This is a genomic window from Pseudoalteromonas sp. 2CM39R (genome assembly GCF_023161845.1).
Genome location: NZ_JALNTM010000004.1, coordinates 431,750 through 445,486, shown reverse-complemented (window position 1 = coordinate 445,486; position 13,737 = coordinate 431,750). Strand labels below are relative to the sequence as shown.

The 13,737-nt window shown below is 41.8% G+C and carries 14 protein-coding genes; 12 read left to right on the top strand and 2 right to left on the bottom strand.

Features of this window, described 5'->3' with window-relative positions:
* Positions 1-2,642, bottom strand: a 2,642-nt coding sequence (rne, locus tag MTF66_RS12375; RefSeq protein ID WP_248527320.1) for a ribonuclease E, incomplete at its 3' end; no start/stop codon positions are given.
* Positions 2,643-3,418: 776 nt separating this feature from the next.
* Between rne and rluC the strand changes: the two genes are divergently transcribed.
* Both rluC and MTF66_RS12365 read left to right on the top strand, forming a co-directional pair.
* Positions 3,419-4,378 carry a 23S rRNA pseudouridine(955/2504/2580) synthase RluC gene (gene rluC, locus MTF66_RS12370; RefSeq protein WP_008109857.1) on the top strand — a complete coding sequence of 320 codons (960 nt, stop codon included), beginning with the start codon at positions 3,419-3,421 and terminating at the stop codon, positions 4,376-4,378.
* Positions 4,375-5,034, top strand: coding sequence for an HAD-IA family hydrolase (locus MTF66_RS12365; RefSeq protein WP_055011787.1), 660 nt, complete (start codon positions 4,375-4,377; stop codon positions 5,032-5,034). Before rluC ends, MTF66_RS12365 begins: the two co-directional genes overlap by 4 nt.
* Here MTF66_RS12365 and MTF66_RS12360 read toward each other — a convergent pair whose 3' ends face one another.
* Positions 5,035-5,631: a nucleoside triphosphate pyrophosphatase gene (locus MTF66_RS12360; protein WP_055011788.1), complete on the bottom strand. Its 597-nt coding sequence runs from the start codon at positions 5,629-5,631 to the stop codon at positions 5,035-5,037.
* Positions 5,632-5,762: 131 nt separating this feature from the next.
* On the opposite strand from MTF66_RS12360, the gene yceD reads away from it, so the two are divergent.
* From yceD to tmk, 10 genes are all read left to right on the top strand, one after another.
* Complete coding sequence (gene yceD, locus MTF66_RS12355; protein ID WP_008109862.1) at positions 5,763-6,287, top strand: 23S rRNA accumulation protein YceD; 525 nt, start codon at positions 5,763-5,765, stop codon at positions 6,285-6,287.
* A 9-nt stretch (positions 6,288-6,296) separates the two neighbouring features.
* On the top strand, positions 6,297-6,467 hold the full coding sequence (gene rpmF / locus MTF66_RS12350) for a 50S ribosomal protein L32 (RefSeq protein ID WP_008109865.1): 171 nt from the start codon (positions 6,297-6,299) through the stop codon (positions 6,465-6,467).
* A gap of 12 nt (positions 6,468-6,479) precedes the next feature.
* The gene (plsX, locus tag MTF66_RS12345; protein ID WP_055011789.1) at positions 6,480-7,517 is read left to right on the top strand and encodes a phosphate acyltransferase PlsX; all 1,038 of its coding nucleotides are present in this window, start codon (positions 6,480-6,482) and stop codon (positions 7,515-7,517) included.
* Between the two features lie 55 nt (positions 7,518-7,572).
* Positions 7,573-8,499 (top strand): ACP S-malonyltransferase, encoded by a 927-nt coding sequence (gene fabD / locus MTF66_RS12340; RefSeq protein WP_055011790.1) that lies wholly within the window; start codon positions 7,573-7,575, stop codon positions 8,497-8,499.
* Between the two features lie 11 nt (positions 8,500-8,510).
* A complete protein-coding gene (fabG, locus tag MTF66_RS12335) occupies positions 8,511-9,257 on the top strand; it encodes a 3-oxoacyl-ACP reductase FabG (RefSeq protein ID WP_055011791.1) in 747 nt (248 codons plus the stop codon).
* A gap of 250 nt (positions 9,258-9,507) precedes the next feature.
* Positions 9,508-9,744: an acyl carrier protein gene (gene acpP, locus MTF66_RS12330; RefSeq protein ID WP_008109873.1), complete on the top strand. Its 237-nt coding sequence runs from the start codon at positions 9,508-9,510 to the stop codon at positions 9,742-9,744.
* A gap of 269 nt (positions 9,745-10,013) precedes the next feature.
* Positions 10,014-11,252 (top strand): beta-ketoacyl-ACP synthase II, encoded by a 1,239-nt coding sequence (gene fabF / locus MTF66_RS12325; RefSeq protein WP_054200708.1) that lies wholly within the window; start codon positions 10,014-10,016, stop codon positions 11,250-11,252.
* Between the two features lie 68 nt (positions 11,253-11,320).
* Entirely contained in the window at positions 11,321-12,118 is a 798-nt protein-coding gene (gene pabC, locus MTF66_RS12320) for an aminodeoxychorismate lyase (RefSeq protein ID WP_055011792.1), read from the top strand.
* The gene (gene mltG, locus MTF66_RS12315; RefSeq protein WP_055011793.1) at positions 12,118-13,104 is read left to right on the top strand and encodes an endolytic transglycosylase MltG; all 987 of its coding nucleotides are present in this window, start codon (positions 12,118-12,120) and stop codon (positions 13,102-13,104) included. The genes pabC and mltG overlap by 1 nt, the downstream gene beginning before the upstream one ends.
* Before the next feature lie 5 nt (positions 13,105-13,109).
* A complete protein-coding gene (gene tmk, locus MTF66_RS12310) occupies positions 13,110-13,736 on the top strand; it encodes a dTMP kinase (RefSeq protein WP_010389641.1) in 627 nt (208 codons plus the stop codon).
* Position 13,737 lies beyond the last annotated feature (1 nt).

Here is a 13,737-nt window from a genome sequence, read left to right as displayed (position 1 = left end):
ACTGGTTCTTCAGTTTTTACTGGTTCTTCAGTTTTTACTGGTTCTTCAGTTTTTACTGGTTCTTCAGTTTTTACTGGCTCTTCAGTTTTCGCTAATTCTTCTTCAACAATGTTTTGCTCAACTGCATCAGAGGCATCAACGGCCGTTTTATGTGCTTTTGCTTTTAGCTCTGCTTCATATTCAGCTGCAGCTTGATCAGCAACGGGTACAAACGCAGGCGCTTCATCAGACTTTTCTTGCGCGTTTTCACCCTCAGGGCGACGACGACGCTGACCTGATGCACGAAGATGACGTGGTGAACGACGTGAACGAGTGCGTGTTTGCTCTTGTTCTTCATCTTGTGATACTGCGTTATCGTTTGAATCAACAACAGCTTCTGCTTGTTCTTTAGCAGGTGCAGGTGCTTTTTCATCTGATACAGGCGTTTGCTTTTCAACAACAGGTGCTTGCTCTTTCACTTGTGGCTTTTCTTCTTTCACCACAGGTTGCTCAACAGGTTGTTCTATTGTTTGAACTTGCTCAGCACTTTCGTCTTGTACGCGAACTTTTTTGCGTAAATTACGACGTTGACGACGTACTTTAGGCTTTTGCTCTTTTGGCTCAGCATTCTTATCAGATTTAGGTGCAGTATCAGCTTTTTGAGTTGCCTCTGCTTTTACTTGCGTTTTATCTTCTGTTTTATGCTCAGGACGTTTACGCGTATTTGAATTACGACGGCGCTTATTGCGGTTTTCATTCTTTTCTTGCGTATCATTTACAGGTGCTGACTCATTTTTAGTTTCAGAATCTGTATTACGTTCGTTGCGTGGTTTATTACGTGGGTTATTATTGCGACGACGTTGGTTGTTGTTTCGACGACGATTATCATTGCCACGGTTGTTATTGGTACGCTCTTGAGATTTCTTATCTGTAGACTCTTGTGTTGTTTGCTCACTTTCACTTGCAAATAACGACTTAATCCATTTTCCAAGTGCAGTAAATAAGCCAATTTCAGCTTTTGCTTCTACTACCGGCGCTGCTTTTGCTGCTGCTTGTGGAGCAGGGCTAGAAGGCACAACGACACCTTTAAGCTTCGGCTCTTCACGTACAGGTGCTGCTGGCGATTTAGACATTTCAAATGCTTCAGGCTCAGGCGCAACAACTTGCTCATAACTTACTGTTTCAAGTGTTTCGTCTTTACGTAAACGCATAACTTCGTAATGTGGTGTTTCCATGTGTTGATTAGGAATAATCACTACATCACATTTATGATGCTTTTCAATGCGGTGAACGCTACGACGCTGCTCATTTAATAAATAAGCGGCAACGGCAACAGGCACTTGTGCGTTTACTTGTGCAGTGTTGTCTTTAATCGCTTCTTCTTCAATCAAGCGTAAAATTGATAGTGCAATTGACTCGTTTGAACGAATAGTACCTTGACCACTACAACGTGGACAAACACCTTGGCTTGCTTCACCTAGTGAAGGGCGTAATCGCTGACGCGACATTTCAAGTAAACCAAAGCGCGAAATTTTGCCAATTTGTACACGGGCACGATCTGGGCGAGCAGCATCTTTTAAGCGGTTTTCTACTTCACGTTGATGACGTGGAGGTGTCATATCAATAAAGTCGATAACAATTAAACCACCCAAGTCACGTAAACGAAGTTGACGTGCAATTTCATCCGCTGCTTCTAGGTTGGTGTTAAGTGCTGTTTCTTCAATATCACCGCCTTTTGTTGCTTTAGACGAGTTGATATCAATAGAGGTAAGTGCTTCAGTAGGGTCAATAACAATTGAACCGCCTGACGGTAAACGCACTTCACGTTGGAACGCAGACTCAATTTGGCTTTCAATTTGGTAATGCGTAAATAATGGTGTGTCACCTTGATAAAGCTTAACGCGGCTCATAAAGTCAGGACGAAAACGCTCAATGTGCGCTTTAGCTTCTTCAAAAACACGTGGCTTATCAATTAAAATTTCACCAATGTCACGACGTAAATAGTCGCGAATAGCGCGGAAAATCACGTTACTTTCTTGGTGAATTAAGAATGGTGCTTTAGCACTGTCTGCCGCTTGTTGAATGGCTTCCCAGTGAACTAATAATGCTTTTAAATCGTAGTTTAGTTCTTCAAACGATTTACCAACACCCGCAGTACGTACAATTAAGCCCATACCTTTAGGTAGTTCTAGGCGGCTTAGCGACTCTTTAAGTTCAGTACGCTCATCACCTTCGATACGGCGAGAAATACCGCCAGCACGAGGGTTGTTAGGCATAAGCACTAAGTAGCTGCCGGCAACACTGATAAAGGTAGTTAATGCTGCACCTTTTTGGCCGCGCTCTTCTTTATCAACTTGTACTATTACTTCTTGACCTTCTTTGATCACGTCGCGAATATTCGGACGACCATGGAAGGTGTAACCTTGCGGGAAGTAAGTACGAGCAATTTCTTTTAATGGAAGGAAACCATGACGATCAGCACCGTAGTCAACAAATGCCGCTTCTAAAGATGGTTCAATACGTGTGATTTTGCCTTTATAAATATTGGCTTTTTTCTGTTCGTGACCTGGGCTTTCTATATCTAAATCATATAGGCGCTGGCCGTCAACCAGTGCTACGCGCATTTCTTCTTGCTGCGTTGCATTGATTAGCATACGTTTCATAATGTTACTCTACTAGTTTGTGTCGCTGACATGACGATGTTTTTCTCGCCTGTTCAGGTGTTCCTATTTTTAGAATGTGCAGCCTCACGACTGGGTCTTTAACGGAACGGCTCTGTATTTTGGTACGCAGTATTTTAAATGCCGGCAAACAATAGGGTGTTATCACGCTATTAAATTCTAAAGGGATTCAAATGTGTCGGCTGTTTAGCTCAATACTCATTTTATCCAGAAGTTGGCCTGTCATATCAATCTTATTAAATGCATTCATATTAGGTGCGTAGGGCTCTTTAGGTTCAAACCATAGTTTCGCTTTTAAAACTACCGTTATCTATTTTATGAGCAAAAATCGCTACCGATGTTAATGAACGCTTATTTATTAGATTTTTTTAGTTCTAAATAAGCTGCTGTACGGTACTACTACAATATTTGAGCGAATTCTGAACGGCGTGTTTTTTACGCCGTCACTATCAGACAAATTATCTGTTCATTGCTTTTACTATCACATTAAAAATCAATTCATGTTCAAACTTAACCAGCAATATATTACGCGCATTGCCGTTAGTTGTGCGCACGTGTTGACTGGGTATGTATAAAAGCTTTGGAAAACTTAACTCGGATCTGTATGATCGGTTACCCAGAATGTGCATCACGAATGTTTTGTTGTGTTAAAAAGCACCGTTGTTATTTGCAAATACTAAATATTTGCGCTGCTTATTATCCCACTATTATAACCGTGTTAGCAACTAAATTATTTTACTTAAATCAGTGATTAGGCAATGTCAGAAAAAACCGGCTTACAAGTATCTTTTGTCACGATCAACGAAGACCACCTAGGTCAGCGTATTGATAACTTTCTTATTACCCATTTAAAAGGGGTGCCTAAAAGCGCAATTTATAAAATTCTTCGTAAAGGTGAGGTGCGTGTTAATAAAAAACGCATCAAACCTGTGTATAAATTGCAGCTAGACGACGTTATTCGTATACCGCCAATTAGAGTGTCAGAGCGTGAAGAGTTTGTACCATCAAAACTCGATAAAGTAACGCGCCTCGAAGACGATATATTATTTGAAGATAAATACCTGATTGTTATTAACAAGCCATCAGGCATGGCTGTGCATGGCGGAAGTGGCTTAAGCTACGGGCTTATTGAAGCATTACGTGTTTTACGCCCAGAAGAGCGTAGCCTAGAGCTTGTGCATCGTTTAGACCGCGATACCTCAGGTTGTTTACTCATTGCTAAGCGCCGCTCAGTGCTGACCGCTTTGCATGAGCAATTACGCGAAAAAACCATGGAAAAAAATTACTGGGCATTGGTAGAAGGCCAATGGGACTCTAAAACAAAAAATGTAACGGAAGGTTTGCGTAAAAATACCCTAAAATCGGGTGAGCGCGTAGTACGTGTTGATAATACCGAGGGCAAACCGTCGCATACCCGTTTTAAAGTGCTTGAACGTTTTAACGATTGCTCATTAGTACAAGCATCCCCTGTAACCGGTCGTACTCACCAAATTCGTGTGCATACTCAGTGTCAAGGCCATGCTATTGCTTGTGATGATAAGTACGGCGACCAAGGATTTGATGAGTCAATGCGTAAACGCGGTTTAAACCGCTTATTTCTACACGCGCATGATTTAAGCTTTTACCATCCTAAAAACGAAACCACTATGCGAGTAGAAGCACCGCTGGATAAAGCACTATCAAGCTGTTTAGTAAAACTTAGAGCAGCAAAGGCGTGATCGTAACCTCAATAAAACATTACAAGCTGGTGATTTTTGATTGGGATGGCACCATTATGGATTCAATTAGCAAAATCGTTAATTGCATTCGCAAAAGTGCCCAATCACATAATATTGAGCCGCCAAGCGATACCGCTAGTAAAAATATTATTGGTTTATCGCTTGAAAACGCAATCGCAACCTTGTTTCCTAACTACAGCGAACATCACGAAACGCTTATTGCAGGTTATAAACAGCAATATGCACTTGATACCACCCCAACACCGGTGTTTGATCACGTTGCACAGGTACTCACTGAGTTAAAAAATCAAGGCATAATATTGGCGGTTGCCACAGGTAAAAGCCGAGTAGGACTGGAACGCCTTCTAGATGAAAGCCAGTTGCGTCACTTTTTTAGTGCTACGCGAACCAGTGACGACGCTAAATCAAAACCCGCTCCCGATATGCTTTATCAATTGCTTGAAGAGCTAGGGGTAAGTGTTGATGAAGCGCTAATGATAGGCGACACGCAAATAGATATGGCAATGGCAAAAGCCGCAGGTATGGATAGAATAGGGGTAACCATGGGCGTGCACGACGCAGCGCAATTAAACGAGTTAACCCCGATTGCAACCGCTGACAACTATCAGCAGTTGCAAAATATATTACTCGGCTAATCAGTTAGTTTGCGCTGCTAATACATCAACACCAAACTCAGCCAGTAATTGGCTGAGTTTAATGAGTGGTAAACCAATTAAACTATTTGGATCATCACCACTGAGCTTTTCAAATAAACAAATACCCAAGCCTTCACTTTTAAAACTACCTGCACAGTTATAAGGTTGCTCTGCATCGCAATAAGCACTTATTTGCGCCGTTGTTAACGTTTTAAAGGTCACATTAAAGGGCTCAACAATAGTTTTGCTTTGTTTAGTATGAATATCGTACACACATAAGCCAGTTAAAAAAGTGACCGCTTGCCCGCTAAATAAGCTCAATTGCTTTATTGCGTTTTTTTTATTGTGCGGCTTACCTAGTATTTGCTGATTAAATACAGCAACTTGATCTGAGCCAATCGCGAGGCCTTGGTCAAAATGATCGATGGCTGCAGCCGCTTTTAATTCACTGAGGCGCTTAACAAGCGTGCTTGGTGTTTCGTTTTTATGCGGCGTTTCGTCAACATCTGGCGAAAACGTTTCAAACGGCAGATTAAATTTTTGTAATAAAGACTGCCTAAATGGCGAGCTTGAGGCTAATATAAGGGGGTGCTTCATGGCATGTTTTCCTAGCGTAAATCAGATTGAGTTAGGATAAATCAGATCCGTGAGTAAAACACGTGAAAAACAACGTAAAATTGGTTTTTTACTTTGACTAACTTACTAACTATCTATATGATGCAGCCCCTATGCAAAAGGTGAAAATTCCCATCACCCTTCATCCGGGCAAAGCAGCTCAGCATCGTTTAAAGTATGACGGCGTTGTACCGCTTGAGAAACTTCCTCGTTTACGAGGGGTTATCCAGGAAGAAGTAGGTGAAATAGCGGTAAAAATTCATTGCAAAAACGATGAGCAAGGTTTAGTTGTGATTAGTGGCAATTTGTCCACACACGTAACTGTCACTTGTCAACGTTGTAATGGTGATTTAGGGTTGGATTTGGATCAAGACTTTGTGTATTCGCCAGTCGGTTTGGATGCAGAGTCAGATGATCTTCCAGAAAGCTACGACGAAGTAGCACTTGATGAAAATGGTGAAATAGACGTATTTGAGTTAATCGAAGACGAACTTATTTTAGCAGTGCCATTAGTGCCTACCCACAACGAAGCTTCATGCAGTTATACAGCAGAGCCTGCCAGCTTTGGTGTTTTAAAGGCGGAAGATGATAAACCAAATCCATTTGATATTTTGAAACAACTTAAGAAAGATTCTTAGGAGAAGACTATGGCTGTACAAAAAAGCAAAAAGTCTCGTGCAAGACGCGGCATGCGCCGTTCACACGATGCGATCAGTGGTCCAACTTTAACTGTAGACCAAACATCTGGTGAGACTCATCGTCGTCACCATGTGACTGCAGATGGTTACTACAAAGGCGTTCAAGTAATTTCTAACTAAGAGATTGCTTATATGCTGACTAATCTAACCATAGCGTTAGATATGATGGGGGGCGATTATGGCCCCCGTTCATCTATCCCCGCAGCCGTTCGTGCGGTAAATGCTAATGCCAACTTAAAACTCATTTTATGTGGCAACGAGCAAGTAATAGCTAAACAATTAGAATCACTCGATTCACTTTCTCATCCTAGATTAATTATTCGCCATTGTAACGACGTTGTTACCAATGCCTGCGAACCCGCTGTTGCTGTACGCTCAAAAAAAGATTCCTCCATGCGAGTTGCCCTTGATTTAGTTAAATCGGGTGAAGCGCAAGCCTGTGTTAGCTCTGGCAATACAGGGGCGCTATTTTTTATGGCGCATTACGTATTAAAAATGCTTCCAGGGGTGAAACGTCCCGCACTTATCTCTGCTGTACCTACTGAACGTAAAAACCCCGTTTACTTACTCGATTTAGGCGCCAACGTGCATTGTGATGCACAAATGTTGTATCAGTTTGGCATTATGGGCTCTGTGGTTGCAGGTCAAGCACTTGGCTGCGATAACCCTAAAGTGAGTTTATTGAATATTGGTGCTGAAGATATAAAAGGCCACGAAGAAATTAAGCAAGCCGCACAATTAATGCAACAAAGCGAGCTGATTAATTATATTGGTTACAGTGAAGGCGGCGATATTTTTTCTGGCAAGGCCGATGTTATTGTCTGTGAAGGTTTTGTTGGCAATGTTGCACTCAAAACCTGTGAAGGCATTGCTAAACTTATCATGAAAAAGTTTACCCGTGCCCTTGAAAAGCACGTCGTTTACAAGTGTATGGCGTTTATGTTGGCGCCAATCATAAAAAAACTCTATAAAAGAGTGAACCCCGACCAGTATAACGGCGCTTCTCTGGTAGGATTGCGCGGTATTGTTGTTAAAAGCCATGGAAATGCCTCAGCTAAAGCATTTCATGCCGCAATCGACGAAGCAGTGAAAGAAGTAGAACGTCAACTTCCAGATAAAATAGCTGCTATTTTCGAAAAAACACATTCTAAAGACACGGCGGTTGAATAACAGTTAACGTGCCGTGTTATACATTATTTATTTTGTTTAATTAAAAGAGCAAATTATGGCACAAAAAATTGCACTTCTTTTTCCAGGTCAAGGCTCGCAAACTGTGGGTATGTTACAAGAGCTACTAGCGAGTTCTGACATAGTAAAAGCTACATTTGCAGAAGCTTCAACCGCACTTGGTTACGACCTAGCAGACCTTGTACTTAACGGTCCAGAAGAAAAACTAAATCAAACACACCGTACTCAGCCTGCACTATTAACTGCAAGCGTGGCTATTTATCGTCATTGGTTAGCTGCAAACCCAGATGCAGACGTCGTTATGGCAGGTCACAGCTTGGGTGAGTATTCAGCTTTAGTATGTAGCGATGTGATCAGTTTAAGCGAAGCCGTAAAACTGGTTGAAAATCGCGGTTTTTACATGCAAGAAGCCGTACCTGCTGGTGTAGGTTCTATGGCCGCAATCATTGGTTTAGGCGACGATGAAATTAAAGCCGCTTGTGCAGCAGCGGCACAAGGTGAAGTGGTTTCTCCAGTAAACTATAACTCGCCAGGGCAAGTGGTTATTGCCGGTCATAAAGATGCAGTTGATAGAGCCTCTGTTGCTTGTAAAGAAGCCGGAGCAAAACGTGCATTGCCATTATCGGTAAGCGTACCGTCACATTGTGAACTAATGAAACCAGCTGCTGAGAAATTAGCCACCGATTTAGCTGCTTTAACATTTAATACACCTAAGTGTGATGTAATCAATAATGTTGATGTAAAAGCAGAAGGTTCAGCTGATGCAATTAAAGAGGCATTAGTACGCCAGCTATATAGCCCTGTACGCTGGACCGAAACGGTACAAGCACTGGTTGCACAAGGTGTAACGCAAAGTTATGAATTTGGTCCTGGTAAAGTACTAACCGGGCTTGCAAAACGTATTGATAAAGCGATGGTGTGTGGTTCAGTTAACGACCTTGCATCAATCGATTCAGCTAAATAAGAGTATATAAAATGAGTAATTTATTTTCTTTAGAGGGCAAAGTTGTCCTGATCACTGGCGCTAGCCGTGGTATTGGTAAGGCCATTGCAAACACATTAGTAGCACAAGGTGCAAAAGTAGCGGGCACAGCAACAAGCGAGTCGGGTGCAGCTAAAATTAGTGACTACTTAGGTAATAACGGTAAGGGCTATGCGTTAAACGTAACTGATTCTGCATCGATTGAGGCGACATTAGCGGCAATTAAAGCCGATTTAGGTGATATTGATGTATTAGTAAATAATGCAGGTATTACGCGCGATAACTTATTAATGCGCATGAAAGAAAATGAGTGGGACGATATTATCGATACCAACTTAAGTTCTATCTTCCGTTTATCTAAAGCCGTACTTCGCCCAATGATGAAGAAAAAGAACGGCCGTATCATCAATATCGGCTCAGTAGTGGGAACTATGGGTAATGCGGGTCAAGCCAACTATGCAGCCGCTAAAGCGGGTGTTATCGGCTTTTCTAAATCACTAGCGCGTGAGGTAGCCTCTCGTGGAATTACTGTAAATGTGGTTGCACCTGGTTTTATTCAAACGGACATGACCGATGATTTGACAGATGAGCAAAAAGCAGCAACGCTTGCAAACGTACCTGCGGGTCGTTTAGGTCAGCCAGATGAGATTGCAGCTGCAGTATGTTATTTAGCATCTGACGCCGCTGCGTATGTATCAGGTGAAACTTTGCATGTAAATGGTGCGATGTACATGGTTTAAGTTCGCAATGCGAATTAAATAAACTACAAATTGTATGCGGGTTTGCTAAAAAATATTGAATTTTTCGTAAACTTGCTTTAAACATACTTGAAATCGCTGTGAAAATAAGCGATAAAAGATAAAATAAACACTCAAGAGGTTTGACCAGCAAATTATTTATGGTCAAAAGATTGAATCAGAGAATTATCGGACGTAAACTACGCCGCAATCTGAAAATAACGCATTGGCGTTTTTAATAAAGGAAAGAAGAATGAGCGATATCCAAGAACGCGTAAAGAAAATTATCATCGAACAGCTAGGTGTTAAAGAAGAAGAAGTTAAAAACGAAGCTTCATTCGTTGATGACCTAGGTGCAGACTCTCTTGATACTGTTGAATTAGTAATGGCTCTTGAAGAAGAGTTCGATACTGAGATCCCAGATGAAGAAGCTGAAAAGATCACTACAGTACAATCTGCAATCGATTACGTTACAGCTCACGCTGAGTAATTAATCGCAAATTAAGGGCAGCATTCGCTGCCTTTAATCTTTATATCCAAACCACCTCAAAGTCCATGATTCAATTCCAAACCCTCACTCATCATCAGCAATTAAATTGTTATTGCTTAGCGTTGGTTAATGGTTTGAGACTCGCACTTTGAGGTAGCTTGGGTATGATCATCCCCAATACTAATAACATAACTAGCAACAGCGTTAACGCTTAAATAAACTGAGCTAAGTTAATTGGTATAATAATAATTCCTTATTGGAGGCAAACCGTGGCTAAACGTCGTGTCGTCGTAACTGGCTTAGGAATGTTGACGCCGCTAGGCAATGATGTTCAATCAACCTGGCAAGGCTTATTAGATGCTAAAAGTGGTATTCAAAATATTACCCACTTTGATACATCAAAATTTGGTACTCACTTCGCTGGTTTAATCAATGATTTTGATGCATCGGCTTACATGTCACCAAAAGATGCTAAAAAAATGGATTTATTTATCCAGTATGGCATTGCAGCGGGTGTTCAAGCTTTTCAAGATTCTGGCCTCGAAGTTACTGAACAAAACGCATCACGCATTGGTGTAGCGGTGGGTTCAGGCATTGGTGGCTTAACCCTTATTGAAGAAAACCACGTAAAATTATTAAACAGCGGCCCACGTAAGTTATCGCCGTTTTATGTACCGTCTACCATTATTAATATGATCTCGGGTCATTTATCGATAATGCATGGCCTCCGTGGTCCTAATATTTCAATTGTAACGGCATGTACTACAGGCCTGCACAACATTGGTCACGCCGCACGTATGATTGCCTACGGCGATGCTGATGCTATGGTTGCCGGTGGTGCAGAAAAAGCGTGTACGCCAATTGGAATGGGTGGCTTTAACGCCGCACGTGCGCTTTCAACGCGTAATGACGATCCACAAGCAGCGTCTCGCCCGTGGGATAAAGACCGTGATGGTTTCGTACTTTCTGATGGTGCCGGTGTGGTGGTTGTTGAAGAATACGAACACGCTAAAGCCCGTGGCGCTAAAATTTATGCAGAGCTTGTTGGTTTTGGCATGAGTGGTGATGCCTACCACATGACCTCACCACCAGAAGATGGCGCAGGTGCAGCTCTGGCAATGGAAAACGCATTAAACGATGCGCAAGTAAATGCTGAGCAAGTTGGCTACATTAACGCACACGGTACGTCTACTCATGCGGGTGACAAAGCTGAAACGTCAGCGGTTAAAACTATTTTTGGTGATTCAGCTAAAGATGTAATGGTAAGTTCATCAAAATCTATGATGGGTCACTTACTTGGAGCGGCAGGCTCTGTTGAGTCGATAGTGTCTATTTTGTCGTTGACCGAGCAAAAAGTGACGCCAACAATTAACTTAGATAATCCTGATGAAGGCTGTGATTTAGATTACGTACCGCATACAGCACGTGATGCTAAACTTGATTACGCTTTGTGTAACTCATTTGGGTTTGGTGGTACTAATGGCTCGTTACTGTTTAAAAAGGTATAATCTTTTTTAACAACGAACGACAATAAGAACCCAGTTGTTTAACTGGGTTTTTTTATGTGTAAAAAAATATGCAAACAATAATAGCAGCAAACGAAACCAGTAGCATAAGCACCCATGATAGGGGCTTAAATTATGGCGATGGCTTTTTTACCACCGCAATTATTACTGATGGGCAGGTTGAGCATTGGGCTTATCACAAAGCACGTTTGATTGAATGTGCGCAGCGTTTAGCTTTTCCGGCGCTTGAGTTTACTGCTCTTGAATCGCACATTACTCAGCAAGTAGCATCACAGGCGCAAGCGGTTGTTAAAATCGTGGTAACACGCGGCGAGGGCGGGCGAGGCTATGCGCCACCAAGCGAATGTAATTTAAATATTTTTGTGAGTGTTTTACCTTATCCAAAACATTACAACAGCTTAACAGATACGGGCATTAGTTTATCTATTAGCCCGATTAAGCTGGCCGTTCAACCTCATTTAGCTGGGCTTAAAACTTTAAATAGGCTTGAACAAGTACTGATCAAAAATGCCCTGCAAGCTCAGCATACCGATGATGCGTTAGTCCTTGATTGCAACAACAATGTAATTGAAACCTCAGCGGCTAATATTTTTGCAATAAAAAATAATAAGGTATTTAGCCCAAGGCTCGATGAATGCGGTATTAAAGGTGTTTTTCTACAATCTTTATGTGATAAATTAGCCGTTGAATTTAAAACTGTCAGCGTTGATGACCTTACCCAAGCAGACGCCGTATTTTTATGTAACAGCTTAATGAAAATTGTGCCCGTAAAAAGCCTAGACGAGCACTATTTTGATATTGTGCACAGCCAATCATTACTAAACGAGTTACTAGCCAAGGAGGCTTAGTGTTAAAAGTTATATTATCAGTATTACTACTGGCTTTTTTTAGCTCTGTGATTGGCTACCAGCAATTACAAGCAACCATTCAAACGCCACTAAAGGTAGCTACTAATACCCAATTTAAAGTTGAAAAAGGCACCGGTTTTAATAAGTTATGTCGCCAATGGCAACAGCAGCAGTGGCTAGAGGATTGCTGGCGGTTTCAAATATTAGCTAAACTCGACCCGACCTTGACTGACCTAAAAGCAGGTTTGTACGAGCTAAGCGCAGATAGCGTAATAAACAACATAAAAAAAATAAACCAGGGCGAGCAAATTAGTTTTAGTTTTACCATTATTGAAGGTCAAGCACTCAGAGATGTATTAAATACGGTAAAAATTGCTCCACATTTACAAAACGATTTAAAACTCGAACAGCTTGGCGAGCAAATAATCGGCAAGCAAACTCACCTTGAAGGGTGGTTGTTTCCCGATACTTATCATTATCATAGTAACGACAGCGCGAGTAGTTTATTAAAACGCGCTGCGCAAAAAATGCAGCAAACATTGGCAGATGCATGGCAGCAACGGGCAAGTGATTTACCTTACAATACCGCCTATGAAGCCCTGATAATGGCTTCTATTATCGAAAAAGAAACCGCGCTTGCCAGTGAGCGCCCGTTAATTGCTTCAGCGTTTATAAATCGCTTAAATACCAATATGCGCTTACAAACCGACCCTACCGTAATATATGGGCTAGGCGAAAGCTTTGATGGCGATATCAAACGTAAAGACCTAAGAAATTACACGCCGTATAATACCTATCGTATTAACGGATTACCGCCCACACCGATTGCCATGCCCTCCAAAGAAGCCATTTTAGCGGCGGTAAACCCGCCCAAAAGCGAGTATGTTTACTTTGTAGCCAAAGGTGATGGTAGCCATCAGTTTTCAACCACATTAAAACAACATAATGCGGCGGTTAACCAGTATATTTTAAATAAAAAGAATTAGTGTTTATGAAACCAAAATTTATAGTTATAGAAGGCCTAGAGGGCGCGGGTAAATCTACCGCCATTGCCCTGTGCCAAGACTTTTTAAACCATCACCATGTTGATTTTATCAATGTGCGCGAACCCGGTGGAACCCCACTGGCTGAATCGTTACGTACTTTAGTAAAAGCTGAGCACCAAGAAGAAATAGCTTTTGAAACTGAGCTGCTAATTATGTATGCCGCGCGTTCACAACTAATGCATAATGTGATCAACCCAGCGCTTGAACAAGGCCAGTGGGTATTGGCTGATCGTCACGATTTATCGTCACAGGCGTATCAAGGCGGCGGGCGAGGAATTAGTGCAAACACGTTAGCGTCGCTATCGTCTATGGTGTTAAAAGGTTTAAAACCCGATTTAACCATTTACCTAGATATTGACCCTGTTATTGGCCTTGAACGTGCAAAAGGCCGGGGTGAGCTAGATAGAATTGAGCAAGAAGCCATTGAGTTTTTCCAGCGCACCCGTATGCGTTACATTGAGCTTGCAAATGATGATGACAGCATAAAAACAGTTGATGCCAACCAAAGCATCGATAAAGTACATCGTGATATTACCAATGTACTACGCACATTTTTTTCAGGGTTAAAATAAT